At 72.1% G+C, this 16,131-nt stretch carries 13 protein-coding genes; 6 read left to right on the forward strand and 7 right to left on the reverse strand.

The features are described 5' to 3' along the window. Positions 1–76: 76 nt before the first annotated feature. Positions 77–1,873 carry an FAD/NAD(P)-binding protein gene (locus ACFV88_RS30130; protein ID WP_385495196.1) on the reverse strand — a complete coding sequence of 599 codons (1,797 nt, stop codon included), beginning with the start codon at positions 1,871–1,873 and terminating at the stop codon, positions 77–79. After that, positions 1,870–2,730, reverse strand: coding sequence for an amino acid ABC transporter permease (locus ACFV88_RS30135; protein ID WP_385495197.1), 861 nt, complete (start codon positions 2,728–2,730; stop codon positions 1,870–1,872). Before ACFV88_RS30135 ends, ACFV88_RS30130 begins: the two co-directional genes overlap by 4 nt. 715 nt (positions 2,731–3,445) lie before the next feature. On the opposite strand from ACFV88_RS30135, the gene ACFV88_RS30140 reads away from it, so the two are divergent. Next, on the forward strand, positions 3,446–4,411 hold the full coding sequence (locus tag ACFV88_RS30140) for an ABC transporter substrate-binding protein (RefSeq protein ID WP_385495198.1): 966 nt from the start codon (positions 3,446–3,448) through the stop codon (positions 4,409–4,411). Between the two features lie 52 nt (positions 4,412–4,463). On the opposite strand, the gene ACFV88_RS30145 is transcribed toward ACFV88_RS30140, so the two are convergent. Further along, a complete protein-coding gene (locus ACFV88_RS30145) occupies positions 4,464–5,696 on the reverse strand; it encodes a DUF5685 family protein (protein ID WP_385495199.1) in 1,233 nt (410 codons plus the stop codon). A 287-nt stretch (positions 5,697–5,983) separates the two neighbouring features. Here ACFV88_RS30145 and ACFV88_RS30150 point away from each other — a divergent pair, with 287 nt between their 5' ends. Beyond that, complete coding sequence (locus ACFV88_RS30150) at positions 5,984–6,433, forward strand: cell division protein SepF (protein WP_385495200.1); 450 nt, start codon at positions 5,984–5,986, stop codon at positions 6,431–6,433. 255 nt (positions 6,434–6,688) lie between these two features. Here the strand turns inward: ACFV88_RS30150 and ACFV88_RS30155 are convergent, their stop codons facing one another. After that, on the reverse strand, positions 6,689–8,422 hold the full coding sequence (locus ACFV88_RS30155) for an MFS transporter (RefSeq protein WP_385495201.1): 1,734 nt from the start codon (positions 8,420–8,422) through the stop codon (positions 6,689–6,691). A 502-nt stretch (positions 8,423–8,924) separates the two neighbouring features. On the opposite strand from ACFV88_RS30155, the gene ACFV88_RS30160 reads away from it, so the two are divergent. Beyond that, positions 8,925–9,962 (forward strand): phosphatase PAP2 family protein, encoded by a 1,038-nt coding sequence (locus ACFV88_RS30160; protein ID WP_385495202.1) that lies wholly within the window; start codon positions 8,925–8,927, stop codon positions 9,960–9,962. A 159-nt stretch (positions 9,963–10,121) separates the two neighbouring features. On the opposite strand, the gene ACFV88_RS30165 is transcribed toward ACFV88_RS30160, so the two are convergent. After that, a complete protein-coding gene (locus ACFV88_RS30165) occupies positions 10,122–10,337 on the reverse strand; it encodes an I78 family peptidase inhibitor (protein ID WP_385495204.1) in 216 nt (71 codons plus the stop codon). Positions 10,338–10,716: 379 nt separating this feature from the next. Between ACFV88_RS30165 and ctaD the strand changes: the two genes are divergently transcribed. After that, entirely contained in the window at positions 10,717–12,471 is a 1,755-nt protein-coding gene (ctaD, locus tag ACFV88_RS30170) for a cytochrome c oxidase subunit I (protein WP_385495205.1), read from the forward strand. Here ctaD and ACFV88_RS30175 read toward each other — a convergent pair. After that, entirely contained in the window at positions 12,404–13,390 is a 987-nt protein-coding gene (locus ACFV88_RS30175; RefSeq protein ID WP_385495206.1) for a helix-turn-helix transcriptional regulator, read from the reverse strand. The genes ctaD and ACFV88_RS30175 overlap by 68 nt on opposite strands. Before the next feature lie 90 nt (positions 13,391–13,480). Continuing rightward, a complete protein-coding gene (locus ACFV88_RS30180) occupies positions 13,481–14,158 on the reverse strand; it encodes a transglycosylase family protein (protein ID WP_385495207.1) in 678 nt (225 codons plus the stop codon). Positions 14,159–14,720: 562 nt separating this feature from the next. On the opposite strand from ACFV88_RS30180, the gene ACFV88_RS30185 reads away from it, so the two are divergent. Then, positions 14,721–15,494, forward strand: a complete 774-nt coding sequence (locus tag ACFV88_RS30185) for a hypothetical protein (RefSeq protein ID WP_385495208.1) — start codon at positions 14,721–14,723, stop codon at positions 15,492–15,494. 188 nt (positions 15,495–15,682) lie between these two features. Beyond that, complete coding sequence (locus tag ACFV88_RS30190) at positions 15,683–16,120, forward strand: hypothetical protein (protein WP_385495209.1); 438 nt, start codon at positions 15,683–15,685, stop codon at positions 16,118–16,120. Positions 16,121–16,131: the final 11 nt, after the last annotated feature.

Genomic DNA, 16,131 nt, shown 5'->3' on the forward strand with positions numbered 1-16,131 from the left:
GCCTCGGGTACGCGCGTGCGCACGGGGGTCGGGCAGAGCGCCGGCGGGGCCGGGACGGGCCGTCGGACGGCGTCCGTCAGGCGGCGGTGCGACAGGACAGGTCGCGCAGGAAGGCGAGTACGGTGCGCGCCGTCGCGTCGTTCTGCCGGAAGGCGGGTCCGCCGGTGCGCGGCCGGGTGAACGCCCCGGCGCCCCCCGCGTCGGTGTGCGGTCCGAGCGCGAACCGTCGTGGGTGCGGCACCCCGGCCCGGTCCAGGACCCGGCCGTCCGCGGGGTCGACGGCGAGCAGTCCCGCCGGGGTGGCCCGTGCGCCCTGTGCGTGCAGATGGCGCAGCAGCGGATCGGTGGTGCCCCGGAGGGTGGGCTGCGGTAGCCGCGCCTCCACCAGGGCCCGGGCGGTGATCCGGTGGCCGGGCACCGAGGGGCTGTGCCCCTGGAAGGCGCCGTCCTCGACGGTGACGGACATGCCGGCGCCGAGGAAGCGGACGACTCCGGCCCGGGAGAGGGCGAGGAGTTGACGCAGTCGGGGTCCAGGCGGTCCGGAGGCGAGGTAGCTGAAGAAGCCGTGCCACCAGGTGCCGAGGTCGCCGAGCCTGGTGAGCTGTCCGTAGACGGACAGGAGTGCGAGGAAGACGGCGAGGTCGGGGCTGTGCGCGGGGTCGTGGCGGCGGGTGAGGTCCGCGCGGACGTAGGCCCGCAGACCGTCCTGGAGCGCGTCGGCGTTCGGGTAGCGCAGCCCGTCGAGCGGCCGGTCGAGGGTCGCGAGGTCCAGCCGGTCGGCGGGGTCGGGCACCGAGGAGGCGACCAGGGCGGCGAGTTCGGGGCTCAGTGGATCGGCGGCCGCGTACTTCTCCTCGAAGTCGGACCAGGCGGTGCGGGTGCGGTCCGGGTGCCCGGTGAAGAGCCGGTGGTAGTGGGCGAAGCCCAGTTCCTTGTCCACGAGCGGCCAGACGTCGCGGGTGAAGTCGGGGCCGCCGGGGCGGGCGAGCAGTTCGTCCACCTGCGGGGGGCCGAAGAACCGGGGCAGCGGCGGTCGTTCCCCGGTCCAGGTGTAGCCGATCTTCGAGTGGTAGGGCACCCCGCGGCGGGAGCCGACGTGCAGGACGGGTTCGCGGCCGGAGGGGAGGTAGGTGAGCTCCCCGCCGGGGCCCTCCCGGTACCGTCCGCCGCGGCCCTCGGTGAGCAGGACCATCAGATCGACGAAGGCGAGCCCGAAGCCGCGGACCAGGACCGGTTCGCCCGCTGCGAGGCCCGACAGGTCGGTGTCGGCGGTGTAGTCGGGCGGCAGGTGGACCAGGCCGTGCCGGGCCGCGTGCGCGGCGAGTCGGCGCTGCTCGGCGTCGGGTTCGCTGCCGACGTGGCCGAGGGCGAGGACGACCAGGTCGGCGGTGAGCGGTTCGGTGCGGCCCTCGATCCAGACCTGTTGGCGACCGCCGCGCGGGCCGTGCAGCCGGATCGCCCGGCGCGGGTGGTGGTGGACCCGGACGCCGGGGGGCAGTGCGGCCACCGCACGCTCGTACACCCAGCGCAGATACGCCCCGCCGAGCCGGCGCCCGGGGAAGTGGGTGCCGTCGACGCCGGCCCATTCGTGCAGGGTGGGCCCGGGGCTGACGGGCCCGTCGAGGGTGACGCTCTCGTCGGTGAACATGGTCACGTCCTCGGCCATGGAGTTCATCCACAGCAGCGGGGACTGCTCCTGGCGCCATATCCGGCCGCCGCCGGGCGGGTGCGGGTCGACCAGGTGGATGTCGAGTTCCCCGGGCGTCCGGCCGGGGGAGGCACCGGGCCACAGGGCGGGGGCGTTGGCGGCGAGGCGTTCGAGCAGGCCGGTGGCCCGGGGGCCGGCGCCCACGACGACCAGGCTCGCGTTCATCGACCGGCCTCCGTCCCGCGGGCGTAGTGCCGTTCCACGTAGTGCTGGCCGATGCTGAGCACGGAGGTCACGACCACGTACCAGAGGGTCGCCACGAGCAGCAGGGGGATCACCTGGTAGGTGCGGTGGTAGACGAGTTGCACCGAGTGGAGGAGGTCGGCGACGGCGATCACCGAGACGATGGAGGTGCCCTTGAGGGTGCCGATCAGCATGTTCCCGGCCGGGGGCACGATCGCGCGCATGGCCTGCGGCAGCACGATCCGGCGCCAGCGGCGGGTCCGGCTGAGCCCGAGGGCCTGGGCCGCCTCGATCTGGCCCCGGTCGACGGAGAGGATGCCGCCGCGGACCACCTCGGCGGCGTACGCGGCCTCGTGCAGGGTGAGTCCGATGATGGCGACGGTGACGGGGTCCAGCAGGTCGACGGTCCGCACCCCGAGGATCTGCGGGTACAGGGCGCCGATGTTGAACCAGAACAGCAGCTGCACGAGGATCGGCATCGAGCGGAACAGCCAGACGTATCCCCAGCTCACCGCCCGTAGGACGGGGTTGTCGGACAACCGCAGTACGGCGAGGACGGTGCCGAGGGCGAAGCCGAGCACCATCACCAGGGCGGTCAGCCACAGGGTGAGGCCGAGCCCGCGCAGCACGGACGCAGTGGTGAAGTACTCCCCGACGACGTCCCATTGGAAGGCGTCGTTGCGCACCACGGAGCGGACGGCCAGGGCGAGCAGCCCGACGAGGACGACAGCGGTGACCCACTGGCCGATGCGGGGGCGGCGCACGATCCGTACGGGGGTGGCGGGTTCGCCGGGTCGGTCGGGAACGGGGGGGCTCTTGTCGAGCGTGGGCAAGGACATGCGAAGGCTCCGCGGGCACGGGAAGTCGGCACGGACTGGCCTTCACACGGGAGCTGGACCGAGCCCCTCAGCAGCGGTCGCATTCCCAAGACGCCTTGAGATTAAGGGGCTTGCCGCAGGCACTGTCAAGGGTGTCCATACTGTGGGCGGTGCGTCTCAAGTCGGTTGACGCAGAACCGGATGCCTGTTCCACTTGTGTGCATGCATCCGCAGCAGTGGCTGGTCACGCGCTCGCACATCGACTTCGGTCGTGTGTGGTCGGCGTCTTGTTGAACTGACCCCGCGCTGCCCGGCCCCGCGCGTGTGAGCGTATCGGCCGATCCGCGTTCTCCCAGGTGACAGCGTGTTCGTCCGCGTAGTCGGCGGACCCGGATCGTCGCCAGCTCCGCGCCCGTGCGACCGTCTCGCGGCGCCGCGCCCCTCGCGCGCTGACCCACCCCCGCACCTCCCGTTATCGCAGGGCCTTCACACGCACCCCCAGCTCACCCCCCTCGCTCCAGCGTTCCTCGCCGTTACCCCCGTTACTGCATCTTCCGTTGTTCGACCGTGTCCGCGGCGCCCGTGATCCGTGCCCGTCCACCGCGTTCCCCCAGGTGACGCGGGTCGGTGGTACGGGCTGCGCGGGCACCGACCGGACCGCCGCGCCACGGGCCTCCCCCACTTCTCACTCTTCGGACATCCGTCTCATTTGCCGGTTCTTGGAGAACGCCACGCCATGAGTACGTCCACGCTGCCCCGACACCGCAGTCTCGTCACGTTCGCGTTGATCACCGCCACCGCACTGACGGTCACCTCGTGCGGAGCGGGTGAATCGACGGGCAAGGAGCCTGACGGCCGGGCGGGTGCCGTGCAGAACGCCGCGCTGCCGACCCAGGACGTGGTGTCCGGGCTGGAGGAGGTCCCGGCCGCCTCGGCCCTGCTCCCCGAAGCGGTCAGGGAACGCGGCTCGCTCACCCTCGCCCTCAGCGTCGGGGGCAACCCTCCGGGCAGTTCGTACCTGAAGGACGGCAAGACCCTCGCGGGCCAGGACGTCGACTTCGCGCACGCGGTCGCCGAGGTGCTCGGCATCGAACTCCAGCGCGAGGTGGCGAGCTTCGAGGCGATCCTGCCCGCCCTCGGCAGCGGCAAGTACGACATCGGGACCGGCAACTTCGGTGTCACCGACGAGCGGCGCAAGACCATCGACTTCGTGACGTACGTCAACGACGGCCAGGGCTTCGCCACCCGCGCGGACAGCACCCTCGCCAAGGTCACCGACCTGGTGCAACTGTGCGGACGGAAGGTCGCCACGGGTGCGGGCACCACCTTCGAGGCCACCCTCCAGGACGGCAAGCAGCTGTGCGAGGACGCGGGCAAGGAGCCGTACGAGGTGCAGACGTACGGCGACCAGAGCGCCATCTGGTCGGCGCTCCAGCAGGGGCGGGCCGAGGTGGTGATGAGCACCATCAACGGGTTGCGCTACGCGGTGGCGCAGCAGAAGGGCTTCAAGTTCCTGAACGAGTACCACCGTCTGGACGTCGGCTTCGCCTTCAAGAAGGGCACCCCGCTGGCGCCGGCGTTCCGGGCCGCGGTCAACGAGCTGATCGAGAACGGCGCGTACGACCGCATCCTGGCGAAGTGGGGCACCACCGGCTCCGCCCTGAAGTCCTCGGAGATCTCCCCGCCCGAGGCGAAGCGCTGAGCACCCCGGGCGTCCCGCCGACCGTCGGCGGGACGCCGGTGACCGCCGACGGTCAGCAGTTGCAACCGCAGTCGCAGGACCCGCACCCGCACCCGTCGCAGCAGCCGCAGCAGTTGGTGCAGTCGGAGCAGGTTCCGCAGTCGCAGTGGTTGCACCACCCCTGGCGGCGCTCCCTGGACCACGGGTCGTCGTGGTCGCAGCACATTTGACACGTACAGGCGAGCCCGGCCCACACCAGGCAGCCGGCGACCGTCCCCCGGCGGTCCCGGTGCGGCGGCAGGGGCGGGCGGGGACCGCCCGGGGCGCCGGGTCCGCCGGGCGCGTACGGGCCCCCGGGCGCATACGGGCCCCCGGGGGTGTGCGCGGCTTCGGCGCCCGGGACCCACAGCGCGTCGGAGGCGGAACCGCCCGGGGCCGGGTGGGAACAGGCACGCACCCCGAAGGCCCGGTCCACGGAGTCCCGCAGCTCGTGGACGAGTAGCCGGTGGGCGAGCCGCCCCTCGGTGAAGTCGGCCTCGCGCAGGGCCAGCCGTATCCCCCGCAGGGCGTCGTCGGCGAGGCGCCGGGCCTCGACGAGGTCGGTACCGGTGGCGGTGAGCGGGTTCCAGGCACCGGACGCCGCGTCGGCTTCGCGGTCCTCGACGGCGTCGAGGAGATGGGCGAGACGCCCGAAGAAACGTCCCGCCTCGGCGAGCGGCGCGGCGTTGTGCGGCCGGCCCGCGAGGACGGCGGTGTGCGCGAAGGCCGCGGCGGTGGCGGTCTCGGTCGGCTCGGTGACGCTCAGCAGGGGGGTGCCGGGGCCGGCGAGCGCCTCGATCCCCGGCTGCCGGTCGACCGCGTCCACCAGCACGGCGGTGTCGAATCCCACATGTGCACCGGTTCGCTCACCCGCTTTGCCCCAATGTGTCGCGACACGCCTGGCTGCCGCCGCCAGGGGCCTGCGCGCCAACAGACCGTCACCGTCGAGGGCGTGATCGCGCACCTTGGCGGCGGCGAGCACCAGCGAGACCGCGGCGGCGAGCCGGGCGCCCTCCCCCCGGGCGACGGACGCGCCCCGCATCCCGCGCAGCGGACAGGGGCCCGCCCGGCGCCGCCCCTGCGTACCGGGCTCGACCTGAGCCTCCGTCAAGACCGAGACCAACAGACCGTCATAGTTCGTGACGAGTCGGGCGAACTGCCCGTGATCTCTTCGTAGCGACAGGCACAAACCACACAAATGGGCCATCCATGCGGAGCTGAGCTGCTCCCCGAGACGATGGCGACACGGCCTCACGATTCCGAACATGACGATCTCTCCCCCGCCGTACGACCTTTCGGCCCGGCATGCTAGCCGGACCTGCGTTCACCCGGACGCCCCGACCGTCACCCAAACGCCGCGAGAAATCATATTTCACTCACAGTCAGCAGCGTTGTTCCGCAAGACCCTTGGAATCAAGGGACCACAACCGATTTGCTGTGCACCAGTACCGTCACGAAAAGCCCGCGCGGTCACGTTCCCCTTGGCGCGTTGTCAGCATCATGGTCGACCATAGGGGACGGAACCACGCAAGACCGCTGTGAGAGGAGGCGTCCATGGGATCGGTGCGCAAGGCGAGTGCCTGGCTTGGCCTCGTCGACGACAACGATGACGAGCGTTACTACGACCGCTACGAGCACGACACGGATGACGCGACCGAAGGCCACGGCAACGCCTGGGTGACCGATCCGCGCGTGCAGGTGGCTTCGGACACCGCCGAGGAGGGCGGACGCCGGATCGGCACGGTCACCCCGGACAGCTTCCGGGACGCCCGCGCCATCGGCGAACTGTTCCGGGACGGCGTCCCCGTCATCGTCAACCTCACGGCCATGGAGTCCTCCGACGCCAAGCGCGTCGTCGACTTCGCGGCCGGACTGACCTTCGGGCTGCGCGGCTCCATCGAGCGCGTGGCCACCCGCGTCTTCCTGCTGACGCCTTCGCACACCGAGATCGTCAACGGTGAGGCACCGAGCCGTCGGGCCGACAACTTCTTCAACCAGAGCTGAGGCAAGGCCGCTCACCGGCGCGGCCGGGGCGCCACGCCCGGCCCGGGCAACCGCCCGGACCGGCACCGCAGGGCCACGGGGCCCGTCGGTAGGCATCGAGCCCGGTGAGCGCCTTGCCAGGACGCAGCCGGTGCACCGATGGGGTGCGCTGGTGAACCACCCCCGGACGATGCCGTGCCGGACACGCGCGCCGGACGGGACCACAGCCCCCGTACCCCGCCGCACCCGGACCGCCGACGGCGGCAGGTCCGATGCTCAGACCACCGCGTCGGCAGCGGCGCGGGACGCAGCGGCAGCCCGGGGCTGGGGCACTTCGGCGCCCACCGCGGGACGGCAGGGCCCGGTGCCCGGATCGGAACAGTCCACCGCCACCCGGGGCAGCCGCAACGCGGCCAGTGCGCCGAGCAGCAGCAGGACCGCGCTCACCACGAGGGTCAGGTGCAACCCGGTCACGAAGGAGTCGCGGGCGGCCTCGCGCAGGCCCTGGCCGGTCGCACCACCGAGCCGGTCGGACACCTCGTACGCCTCGCCCAGCGAATGGCTCGCCGCCTCCCGCGCACCGGACGACACCCCCGCCGCGCCCGCCACCCCCTGACCGTAGGCGGCGTTCATGACGCTGCCGAGCAGGGCGATGCCGATCCCGGCACCCAGTTGGTACGAGGTCTCTCCGATGGCCGCGGCGCCCCCCGCCCGCTCCGCCGGGGCCTCGGCGAGCATCGACTCGTACGCCCCGAAGAGGGTGGTCTCCAGACCGAAGCCGAGCATCAGGAACCCGGCGAGGAGCAGCCCGCGGTTGTCGTGGTGGCCCATGAAGGTGAGGGTGAGGACCGCGACGGCGGTCAGCACGAAGCCGAGCGCGACCATCGTCCGCGGCCCCAGCCGCCGCAGCATCCGGGCCCCGGCGAGACCGGCGGCCATCGCGGCGATGGTGAGCGGCAGCAGCCGCATCCCCGTTTCCAGCGGGGAGAGGCCGAGCACGAGTTGCAGGTACTGGGCGGCCACGAGTTCGAGCCCGACGAGGGCGAGCATCGCGAGGACGATGCAGCCGACCGAGGTGCTGAACGCCGGCCGGGCGAACATCCCCAGATCGACGAGGGGGTGCCGGCGGGCCCGCTGGCGCCGTACGAACGCGACGAGCAGGGCGGCCCCGCCGAGCAGCGGCAGCAGGGTGAGCAGCCCCTCGGTGTCCGGGCCGACCGCACCGCTGCCGAGCCGCTTGACCCCGAGCACCAGCCCGAACAGCCCGGCGGCGGCCGTCAGCGCACCGGCCACGTCCCAGGGTCCGTCCTGCGCGCCGGTGGACTCGGGCAGGAGCAGCCGCCCCACCGGGAGGCTGACCAGCATCAGCGGAATGTTGATGAGGAAGACCGAGCCCCACCAGAAGTGTTCGAGGAGGAACCCGCCGAGCAGCGGGCCCAGTGCCGCGCCCACGGCGGCGACCGCGCTCCAGACGCCGATGGCGAGGGCGCGCTCGCGCCGGTCGGGGAAGACCTGCCGCAGGATCGACAGGGTGGCGGGCATGATCATCGCGCCGCCGACCCCGAGCAGCGCGCGGGCCGCGATCAGGACGCCCGCCTGGTCGGCGAGGGCGGCGAGGGCGGAGGCCACGCCGAACAGCGCGTACCCGTAGAGGAGGACCCGGCGTCGACCGATCCGGTCGCCCAGGGTGCCGAAGAGGATGAGCAGGGCGGCGCAGACCAGGGGGTAGGCGTCGACGATCCACAGCAGTTCCACCCCGCTGGGCCGCAGGTCCTCGGTGACGGCGGGTACGGCGACGTGCAGGACGGTCGCGTCGACGGCGACGAGCAGCAGGCTGGTGCACAGGACGAGCAGGACGAGCCAGCGGTTGGCATCGCCGCCGGGACCGCGGGTCGCATCGAGCGCGGCGCGGAAGCGGGCGCCCCCCGCCCCGGCGCGGACGGTGCGGACGGTGCGGGGGCGGGGAGCGCCCGCGGGTCCGCGCGCGGCGGCCGTGGTCGTCCCTGACATGCGGTACCTCCCGGTGGTCTCTCGCACGCGGCGGGTCTGCGGGCGGGGCGTCCCGCGGCGTCGGGGTGGGGAGGTCCCCGTTCGGGCCGCACGAGGCGAGTGAGCCGCAAGCGTACGCGAGTCGGTACGGAGGCGAGTGGTGGGCCTGTCGCCTCCCCGTCCCGGTCGCCGTGGGGTGTGCCACAGACGGGTCGCCCCTCCCCGACCACCTCCAGACGTCACCCTACGCGTACAGTCCGTCACGTTCGGCGAGGTGGCAACTCACGGGCCGTGCGGGCCCGTTGACGCCCCGGGAATTCGACCCAGGCCCACCGGAGGGGAATTGGACCTCCGACATAAAACCCGTCCGGGATAGGCGGTACGGAAATGGATGAGAACTCCTTCATGAAATAGGGGCGGCCCCGCATTGCCCCGCCCCACTGAGAGGAATGCCACATCACATGGTCATCACAAAGCCGGGGATTCGACCTGACCGACGGTGGGCCCCTGTAACGTCGATTGGGTGCGTACCGAACGAAACCTCACCCGTCTGGACCGGGTGTTCGCCCGCCTGGACCGTGAGCCGGAACGGCCGGCCCATGTCCGTGCACCGGAGATGAGCCGGCACAGGATCGTCCTGTTCTCGGCGACCCTGGCCTTTTACGTGGCGATCATCGTCGCGGTGCTGGCCACCTCGTGGTTGGTCCGCCTCGACTGGCAGGTCATGTTCTTCCGGCCCTACCAGCAGTGGCCCGAACTCCACCCGTTCCTCGACTACTACGTGGTCCTCGGGCAGCGGGGCCCGACCGCGGTGATGGTCGCGGCGTGGCTCGGCTGGCGGTCGTGGCGGCAGCACACCCTGCGTCCGATGCTCACGCTCGGCCTGTCGCTGCTCCTGCTCAACGTCACGGTGGGCGCGGCCAAGTTGGGCATGGGCCGGCTCGGCCCGCACTACGCGACGGCGATCGGCTCGAACGAGATGTGGCTCGGCGGCGATATATTTCCGTCCGGCCACACCGCCAACGCCGTGGTGACCTGGGGCATCCTCGCCTATCTCGCCTCGACGCCGAGGGCCCGCCGTTATCTGTCGGCCCTGTCCGCAGTCGTTTCACTCGGCGTGGGCATGACCACCGTCTACCTCGGTACGCACTGGCTGAGCGACGTCCTACTCGGCTGGGCCGCCGGGCTGTTGATCCTGTTGGCCCTGCCCTGGCTCGAACCGTTGATCGCCCGGGTCGAGGCCTGGCTGTTCGCGCAGCGCGACCTCTGGCGGGCCCGGCGGGCCGGCCCCCGCGCCGCGAGCGGCGACGCCCCGCCCGTCCCGGTGGGCACACCGAGCACGGTGGGCGGTACCCGCACCATCCCGGCGCCGAGCGCACCCGGGGGCGCGGGGAAGGTCCCCACCCGGGAGCCCGCGTGGCCCACGCCCGGCGGGCACGCACCGCGCCCCGACCGCGCACCGGCCACCCCGGTCGGCGGGCGGCGGGCGCCCCACCACACGGACCGGGCGGCCGACTCCGTCCCTGCGGGCTCGCCGTCCGCCCCGTCCTCCGGCAGGTGACGGGCCGCCGACCCGACCGCCGGTACGACCACCGATACGACCGCGGGGACGGTACGCACACCCGCCCCGCACCGCCAAGGCCCCGGCTCCGCAAGGAGTTCCGGGGCCTTGGCACATCGTCGTACCGGTGCCTTCCTGCCGCCCGGCATCCGGGCCCGGTCAGCCCTTCCAGCAGCGGCGCACCACACCGTCGACGACCTCGAAGTTCAGCCGTCCGAAGCAGTACTCCATGGTGATGATCGCGCCCGGTTCCAGTGCGCGCACCGAGGACCAACCCCGCTCGCGGGCGAGCAGTTCGGCGGATCCGGTGCCCAGGCCCACATAGGCGGCCGGGTCGTCCCGGGGCTCTTCTGGCTGTCGCAGAGGGGGTTCCATGACCGCCACGTTAACCGCGGGGGGCGCGCCGCGGCCCGTCCCCGGGTCACGCTTTCGTCACAGGATCACCGTCCTGTTATGGGTTTCCCCGACTCACACGAACGAGCGGTCTTCCCTCCTCCGCAATCCCTCCCGAATGTCACGCAGCGCCCTTTTTCGAAGGCAGGAGAAACGTAAGGGAAAACCTTCGGAGTGATTCGTTCAAAATCCGCTGGATCTTTGATGTTCCACCGCTGGTACTTCATCGGAAAAGCCGATGGGGCGACGGAGCTTCACGCTTTCCCCCCACCACACACCGATACCTTCGCGCCGTGTGGCAGACCTCCCCCGGATCACGAGCAGCCGGCGCGGAGCGCGGAGATCCAGGGAGGAGCGGTCGATGGCGACCGGAAGCACACCGAGGGCCGAGGAGCCGCCGGGCGGCGCAACGACGACGGCGTACCCCGTCCCGAAGGCGGTGCACGTCGGCGCCCTCCGCGCCGATCGCCGCGGCGCGGTGGTCGTGGACTGGCTGACCACCACCGACCACAAGAAGATCGGTCACCTCTATCTGATCACGTCGTTCGTGTTCTTCCTGATCGCCGGTCTGATGGCGTTGGTGATGCGGGCGGAACTCGCCCGCCCCGGCACCCAGCTCGTGTCGAACGAGCAGTTCAACCAGCTCTTCACCCTGCACGGCACGATCATGCTGCTGCTGTTCGCGACCCCGACCTTCGCCGGATTCGCCAACGAGATCATGCCCCTCCAGATCGGCGCACCGGATGTGGCCTTTCCCCGGCTGAACATGCTCGCCTACTGGTTGTTCCTGTTCGGCGGGTTGATCGTGCTCGGTTCCCTGCTCACGCCGAGCGGCCCCGCGGACTTCGGATGGTTCGCGTACGCCCCGCTCAACAGCGCCACCCGCACCCCGGGGGTCGGCGCCGACATGTGGATCATGGGGCTGGCGCTCGCCGGGTTCGGAACGATCCTCGGCGCGGTGAACTTCCTGACCACGATCATCGCCATGCGGGCACCGGGCATGACGATGTTCCGGCTGCCCGTCTTCACCTGGAACGTGCTCTTCACGTCGATCCTCGTCCTGATGGCGTTCCCCGTGCTCGCCGCGGCGCTGCTGGTGCTGGAGGCCGACCGGCGCTTCGGCTCGGTGGTCTTCGAAGCGGCGAACGGCGGGGCGCTGCTGTGGCAGCACCTCTTCTGGTTCTTCGGGCACCCGGAGGTCTACATCATCGCCCTGCCGTTCTTCGGGATCGTCACGGAGATCATTCCGGTGTTCAGCCGCAAACCGGTCTTCGGTTACGCGACGCTGGTGGGCGCGACGATGGCGATCACCGGTCTGTCCGTGGTGGTGTGGGCGCACCACATGTTCGCGACCGGCGCGGTGCTGCTGCCGTTCTTCTCCCTGCTGTCGTTCCTGATCGCGGTGCCGACGGGGGTGAAGTTCTTCACCTGGGCGGGGACCATGTGGAAGGGGTCCCTGTCCTTCGAGGCGCCGATGCTCTGGGCCACCGGCTTCCTGGTGTCCTTCCTGTTCGGCGGGCTGACCGGGGTGATCCTGGCCTCCCCGCCGCTGGACTTCCACGTCACCGACTCGTACTTCGTCGTCGCGCACTTCCACTACGTGGTGTTCGGGACGGTGGTCTTCGCGACGTTCGCCGGGTTCCACTTCTGGTGGCCGAAGTTCACCGGGAAACTGCTAGACGAACGGCTCGGCCGCATCCACTTCTGGACCCTGTTCACGGGCTTCCACCTGACGTTCCTGGTGCAGCACTGGCTCGGCGCCGAGGGCATGCCCCGGCGCTACGCGGACTACCTCGCCACCGACGGGTTCACCGCGCTCAACACCCTCTCCACCGTGGGCGCCTTCCTGCTCGGCACCTCGACCCTGCCGTTCCTGTACAACGTCTGGCACACCGCCCGCCACGGCGAACGGGTGACCGTGGACGACCCCTGGGGCTTCGGGCGGTCCCTGGAGTGGGCGACGTCCTGTCCGCCGCCGCGACACAACTTCCTGACCATGCCGGTGATCCGCTCCGAATCACCCGCGTTCGACCTGCACCACCCCGAGGTCAACCGGCGGGCTCAGGACCCGCCGGCCGGTCGAGCGCCCGCGACAACCGGTCGCGGACCACGCTGATCGCCTCGGTGAGTTCCACCGGTTCCAGCACCTCGAACTCCAGGCCGATGAGCACCACATGGATGACCAGGACGTCCACGCTCGCCGCCCCGGTGCGCAGCAGACAACTCGTCGGCCCCTCCCGTTCCAGGGCGCCGTCCGAGGGGGAGACCCGCTCGGCGGCCACCTCGTAGGGCACGCACAGACGGATGACGGCCCGTTCCGCGTACGCCCGGGTGGAGACGCCCTGCGCCACGTAGGCCGCGAGGTCGTCGGCGGGCGGGGTGCGCGGGGTGAAGCGGGGCCCGTGCGGGGGCTTCGGGACGATGCGGTCGACGCGGAAGGTGCGCCAGTCCGCACGGTCCACGTCCCAGGCCACCAGGTACCAGCGGCGTTCGGTGCACACCAGGCGGTGCGGTTCGACGGTCCGCCGGGAGGTGCTGCCCGCGTGGTCGCGGTAGGCGAAGCGGAGTCGTTCCGCGTCCCGGCAGGCGCCGGCGAGTTCGGTGAGCACGGCCGGGTCGACGGTGGCGGCGGGTCCGCCGCGCAGCATCGGCACGGTGAACCCGGTGAGCGCCCCGACCCGGCGGCGCAACCGGTGCGGCAGCACCTGTTCGAGTTTGGTGAGGGCGCGTACGGAACTCTCGCCGATGCCCTCGACGCCCTGCCCCGCCGCGGTGCGCAGTCCGACCGCGATGGCGACGGCTTCGTCGTCGTCGAGGAGCAGTGGCGGCAGTTCGGCGCCCACCCCGAGTTGGTAACCGCCGCCGGTGCCGGGCGTCGCGTGGACGGGGTAGCCCAGTTCCCGCAGCCGGTCCACGTCCCGGCGGACGGTGCGCGAGGTGACACCGAGCCGCTGTGCCAGTTCGGCCCCCGACCACTCGCGGTGGGCCTGGAACAGGGACAGCAGGCGCAGCAACCGGGCCGAGGTCTCCAACATGGCTCCGAGTCTGCCAGGCGGGGGGAACCGGGGGTGCGGCCCCGCCTCCGAGCCCTGGGGCGGGGCCGCACGTACCGGTCGGACGGCGGGTCAGACGTCGAGTCGCTGCCCCGGCACGATCAGATGGGGGTCGCTTCCGATGACGTGCCGGTTGGCGGTGAACAGCGCGCGCCAGTCGGTGTGGTGCCGGGCCGCGATGGTGCTGAGCGTGTCACCGCTGCGGACGGTGTACCCGCCGCGGTGCTCCGGGTGCCGGGGGCCGCGCACCAACGGGCTCCGGGTCCGCTCGGGTTCCGCCGTGACGTTCTGCGGGGTGCGGGGCGGCTGCGGAGTGCGGGGCGGTTGGGGGGTGCGGGCCGTGCGGGGTGCGGGGGTGGAGGTCGGGGAATCGGGTGCGGCGGCCGAGGGGGCGGCGCCGCTGGCCCCGGCCCGGGCCGAGCACACGGGCCAGGCACCCCAACCCTGGCCCCGCTGGACCTTGGTGGCCACGGCGATCTGCTGGGCCCGGGTCGCCCGGTCGGCGGTGGGGGCGTAGGCGGTGCCGCCGTAGGCGCGCCAGGTGCTTCCGGCGAACTGGAGCCCGCCGTAGTAGCCGTTGCCGGTGTTGATCGACCAGTTGCCGCCGCTCTCGCACCGGGCGATGCGGTCCCACACTCCGCCGTCCGCGGCGCCGGCGGTTCCGGTGGCGGCGAGCAGTCCCAGGGGGGCGAGGAGCACGGCCCCGGCGAGTACGGCGGTCCGACGGGCGGTCACGGGATGTCCGGACATGAGGTTCCCTCTCCGACAACCCGGGTCCCCCGGATGCACCGGTGTGCTCCGCACGTGGGGCGCGGAGCGCGCCGGTCCACCCCGTCCGCCGCCCGGCGCGCTGGGCGCCGGGCTCGCCGGTGGTGCGGCCGGCGGACGTACCCGAGTGGTGCTCGGTGCACACGGCCGAGGAATCTAGGGAGGGGAACGGCGCGGCATCAACCGTCGGCCCGTCGGGGCAGGCCAGTCACCGTTTACCTTGGGTAGCGGCCAATTCCGGTCACCCTCTTCATCATCTGATGTCAGGATTTCCCGCCTGCTCGGCCCATCCCCCTGTGACTCAGTTCACCGGCTCAACTCCATTGAAGCCCCATGGAGTTGACTGTGTGTAGCCGAATCCCCCCGTCAACTCACGCTCCGCTCGGGTTGGTTCGATTCCGTTGCTCTTCGGGCGTGACCATGCCCACAGCTTCCCCGTTGTCCCTGACATGAGCCGGGGACCACTCGGCCCACCGGCCGGGAACCGCCCGGATCGGGCCGGGAGCAACCCGGCATCGCACGCACGAGAACCGAGGAGCCCCCCGTGCCGCGCATGCTCGACGTCAGCGATGACGTACGCGCCGAGATCGGTGACGCAGAAGCCGACCGGCTGCTCGCCGGTGAGAACGCCCCGGGCGGCTACGACTGCACGTCCTGCCGCACCCCGGGCGACTCGGAGCGGGAACGCACCAGCACCGTCCTGTTCATCGGCGAGGAGACCGCGGTGCTCGCCTTCGCCCACGCCACGTGTCTGCCCTCGCAGATCGTGCGGGTCAACGAGGAGGAACTGAAGGGAGCCGTCCGTTCCATCACCGGTGCGGAAGCCGACCCGGGTGCGCCCGAACAGGCCGTGCTGGGCATCACCAGCGGTCTGGTCCTGCTTGCGGGGGAACTCCACCCGGCACTGGTCGTCGAACCCACGGCGCCGATCGCCCGGGCGGGCACCCCGGGCGAGCACGGCGACGAGTTCCTGCCCCTCCTGGTCGAACAGGGCTTCCACCCCGTGACCAGCGTGGACACGGTGCCGGCTGTCCTACGGGGCTGGTCGGTACTGCTGGCGATGGGACAGCTGCACGCCGTGCTCCAGCCGGGCCCGACCGGCGGCCAGCCGGTTGCCTGGTGGCAGGCGCACCAACCGCTCCAGGTCACCGAGGGCTGGCGGACGGCCGCCAACAAGGCGCAGCAGGTCCTGGTGTTCGCCGCGCCGGTCGGTTCCATCGGCCGTCAGCCGCGGGAGGACCTCCTGCGCGACGCGCTCGACAAGGCCGCGGCGAACGGCCGGCTGGTCGCCGGCACCATGCCGCTCGCCGGCACCTGAGCACCCCGTTCCCCGGTGCGGCGCCTCCCGCACCGGGGAACGGTCGCGGGTCGCCGCGGACCGGTACCCGGTCGCGGCCGGCGAAATCGGGAGCTCCGGCCGCATCCGTCGGAGTCCGGTGTCGTTGGCAGTTCGTGTACACCTACGACCCCACCCACCGTCCCCGCCACCCGAGCCCCATCCCGTCCATGCGTCCGGCACGGGATCTCCCGGGCGGCGCGTCGGCCACCCCGATCTACGACGCGCTGTACGCCGAGTACCGCAGGCTGTTCCGGGCGCTGCCCGGTGACCACAGCGGCGAGGAGGGGTTGCGGTTCACCGCCTTCGGTACGGGTCCGCGCGGGTCGCTGCCCGAGCGGTACGGATCCGGCTCGTACGGCTCCACGCCCTCGGGGATGACGGGTGGGCTGTCGACGGGTGGGCACGGGTCGGCCCAGCCCGGGGCCGCCCACCCGGACGCGCGCCACTCCCCCGGCCACGACCCGGGCCCCCGGTACGAAGCCCGACCGGGGCCCGACCGGACCGCCCCCGCCCATCCCACCGGGATGGTGCCCGTCTGGCAGACCGGCGGGCGGCACGGCTCGCACCTCCCGGCGCTGCCGCCCGCCCGGCGCCGGGAGCCCTGACCGCGCCGGGC

It is taken from the genome of Streptomyces sp. NPDC059816 (assembly GCF_042732055.1).
GTDB lineage: Bacteria > Actinomycetota > Actinomycetes > Streptomycetales > Streptomycetaceae > Streptomyces.

What these genes read in the sequence shown, in the direction of transcription:
- ACFV88_RS30130 (WP_385495196.1), bottom strand. Translation starts at nt 1,873, where the DNA reads ATGAACGCGAGCCTGGTCGTCGTGGGCGCCGGCCCCCGGGCCACCGGC.
- ACFV88_RS30135 (WP_385495197.1), bottom strand. Translation starts at nt 2,730, where the DNA reads ATGTCCTTGCCCACGCTCGACAAGAGCCCCCCCGTTCCCGACCGACCC.
- ACFV88_RS30140 (WP_385495198.1), top strand. Translation starts at nt 3,446, where the DNA reads ATGAGTACGTCCACGCTGCCCCGACACCGCAGTCTCGTCACGTTCGCG.
- ACFV88_RS30145 (WP_385495199.1), bottom strand. Translation starts at nt 5,696, where the DNA reads ATGTTCGGAATCGTGAGGCCGTGTCGCCATCGTCTCGGGGAGCAGCTC.
- ACFV88_RS30150 (WP_385495200.1), top strand. Translation starts at nt 5,984, where the DNA reads ATGGGATCGGTGCGCAAGGCGAGTGCCTGGCTTGGCCTCGTCGACGAC.
- ACFV88_RS30155 (WP_385495201.1), bottom strand. Translation starts at nt 8,422, where the DNA reads ATGTCAGGGACGACCACGGCCGCCGCGCGCGGACCCGCGGGCGCTCCC.
- ACFV88_RS30165 (WP_385495204.1), bottom strand. Translation starts at nt 10,337, where the DNA reads ATGGAACCCCCTCTGCGACAGCCAGAAGAGCCCCGGGACGACCCGGCC.
- ctaD (WP_385495205.1), top strand. Translation starts at nt 10,717, where the DNA reads ATGGCGACCGGAAGCACACCGAGGGCCGAGGAGCCGCCGGGCGGCGCA.
- ACFV88_RS30175 (WP_385495206.1), bottom strand. Translation starts at nt 13,390, where the DNA reads ATGTTGGAGACCTCGGCCCGGTTGCTGCGCCTGCTGTCCCTGTTCCAG.
- ACFV88_RS30180 (WP_385495207.1), bottom strand. Translation starts at nt 14,158, where the DNA reads ATGTCCGGACATCCCGTGACCGCCCGTCGGACCGCCGTACTCGCCGGG.
- ACFV88_RS30190 (WP_385495209.1), top strand. Translation starts at nt 15,683, where the DNA reads ATGCGTCCGGCACGGGATCTCCCGGGCGGCGCGTCGGCCACCCCGATC.